This is a genomic window from Acinetobacter sp. P8-3-8 (assembly GCF_000214135.1).
GTDB lineage: Bacteria > Pseudomonadota > Gammaproteobacteria > Pseudomonadales > Moraxellaceae > Acinetobacter.
Genome location: NZ_AFIE01000119.1, coordinates 1 through 1,496 on the forward strand (window position 1 = coordinate 1; position 1,496 = coordinate 1,496).

The 1,496-nt window shown below is 39.6% G+C and carries 4 protein-coding genes; all 4 read right to left on the reverse strand.

The window, feature by feature from the left end; genetic code table 11:
• Positions 1-3 precede the first annotated feature (3 nt).
• The 4 genes from GGG_RS0118795 to GGG_RS0118810 are packed head-to-tail and all read right to left on the reverse strand — an operon-like array spanning position 4 to position 1,456.
• Entirely contained in the window at positions 4-279 is a 276-nt protein-coding gene (locus GGG_RS0118795; protein ID WP_010117881.1) for a hypothetical protein, read from the reverse strand.
• Positions 263-619, reverse strand: coding sequence for a hypothetical protein (locus GGG_RS20165; RefSeq protein WP_010117883.1), 357 nt, complete (start codon positions 617-619; stop codon positions 263-265). The genes GGG_RS0118795 and GGG_RS20165 overlap by 17 nt, the downstream gene beginning before the upstream one ends.
• Complete coding sequence (locus GGG_RS0118805; RefSeq protein ID WP_010117884.1) at positions 619-1,209, reverse strand: HNH endonuclease signature motif containing protein; 591 nt, start codon at positions 1,207-1,209, stop codon at positions 619-621. Before GGG_RS0118805 ends, GGG_RS20165 begins: the two co-directional genes overlap by 1 nt.
• A 1-nt stretch (position 1,210) precedes the next feature.
• The gene (locus tag GGG_RS0118810) at positions 1,211-1,456 is read right to left on the reverse strand and encodes a hypothetical protein (protein ID WP_010117886.1); all 246 of its coding nucleotides are present in this window, start codon (positions 1,454-1,456) and stop codon (positions 1,211-1,213) included.
• Positions 1,457-1,496 lie beyond the last annotated feature (40 nt).

A 1,496-nucleotide genomic window follows, 5' to 3' on the forward strand; every position in this document is an offset into this window, starting at 1 on the left:
TCATCAACCTTCCTCCTTTTCTTCTTTCAATCTTTTCACAATCGCTTGCTTGGCTTTTAAAAGAAATTCATCACGCTCATCATCATTAAATTTTCCATCGCCTTGCATTTCTTCTGAATAGAAAATTGTCTCTTCACCACAATCAGGGTAATCAACTCTAAATTCGCCATGTCTTAAGCGAAGGTAGCCAACTTGTTTGCCTTTGTGGAAAGCATCATATTGTTCAGGGCTTTCGCCACAGGTTTGTTTAAGTTCGATTTCTTCAGTTTGAATTGTCATAACTTTGCTCCTGTGCTTCGATCATTAATTGCCAAATTGCACTTTCATCTATATCCGAAAAAAATATCATTTGATCATCTCCAAATTCACCGTGTGCTTTTTTGCAAAGATGATCGAAAAGTTTGTCAGCAAAAATAGGGTCTGGACACTCTCTCGGCACCAAAACAAACCCTTCAGGCACCGCTTGGGCTTTGGCTGCTTGCCATACTTTCCATGCGACATTCATATCCCAAGCCATATAACCACCACCATTGTTAAGGCACTGGCGTCTATCCATAAGGTTTTTGTATTTTTCAGCCATGTATGCTTCAAACGATTCTCTTTCTTTCTGAATATCCATCACGCCACCTTCAAGTTATGCGTTTTATTTTTGATCTTCGCCATCAAGACACAGGTTTCATTTGTTTCTGGTGTGGCAAGCTTTCGATAAGATTGATTTAAGCGAACAAGCTCAGCACGACTAACCAGCATCAGGTTTTCAAGTCGACAGTCTTGCTTGTTCATATTTTTGAAAACAAGAACATGGTTATCTGGTATTTTCCCGTGTTGTTGCTCCCAGATCTGCCGATGCTTTAACTCAAATACATTCGGCTCGGAGATTTTAACTTCAATATAACCATCAACAGTGATTCGCTCATAGCCAACTGGTTTATGATTAGATGGTGTATGACCTTTTTTAAAGGATGTTGAGTTCGCACCCATATAACCCTTTAAGCCTTTATTCCAAGACTTTTGACCAGGTGAAAAGCATCCTGTTCGACCTGTTTTTAATTCCATGCGCAGGCATTTAGCCTTGATGCTATCTACTGAAAGCTTGTAGCCAAACTTTTCATTAAATTTACAGGTTAGTTCAGTACGTGGCGTTTCCTCATGCTGACGTAAAAACATCAGCATTTCTTCGGTGTACTTAATCGCAATACCTTTCGCCATATCAAACACTCACATTCATATCGCCAAGCGCAATCTTAGGCACTTCTTGATTTGTATTTAAGCCCTTGTACTGAGCAACCAACTTAACCGCATCTATTTGCGTTTTATGTGCATCGATAATTTTTTCACTAACCTGTGCGACTGTTTGCGCTCGTTTAACTTCTACATCCAGATCAGCTTTATCTGCATTTGCCAGGCGATCAAGTTGTGCAAATAAATGTGCGTTTAAATCTTTCAATGTGCTCATGCCGCCACCATCCTATAAATACGTCGAACCTCAATATTTA

What these genes read in the sequence shown, in the direction of transcription:
- GGG_RS0118805 (WP_010117884.1), bottom strand. Translation starts at nt 1,209, where the DNA reads ATGGCGAAAGGTATTGCGATTAAGTACACCGAAGAAATGCTGATGTTT.
- GGG_RS0118795 (WP_010117881.1), bottom strand. Translation starts at nt 279, where the DNA reads ATGACAATTCAAACTGAAGAAATCGAACTTAAACAAACCTGTGGCGAA.
- GGG_RS0118810 (WP_010117886.1), bottom strand. Translation starts at nt 1,456, where the DNA reads ATGAGCACATTGAAAGATTTAAACGCACATTTATTTGCACAACTTGAT.
- GGG_RS20165 (WP_010117883.1), bottom strand. Translation starts at nt 619, where the DNA reads ATGGATATTCAGAAAGAAAGAGAATCGTTTGAAGCATACATGGCTGAA.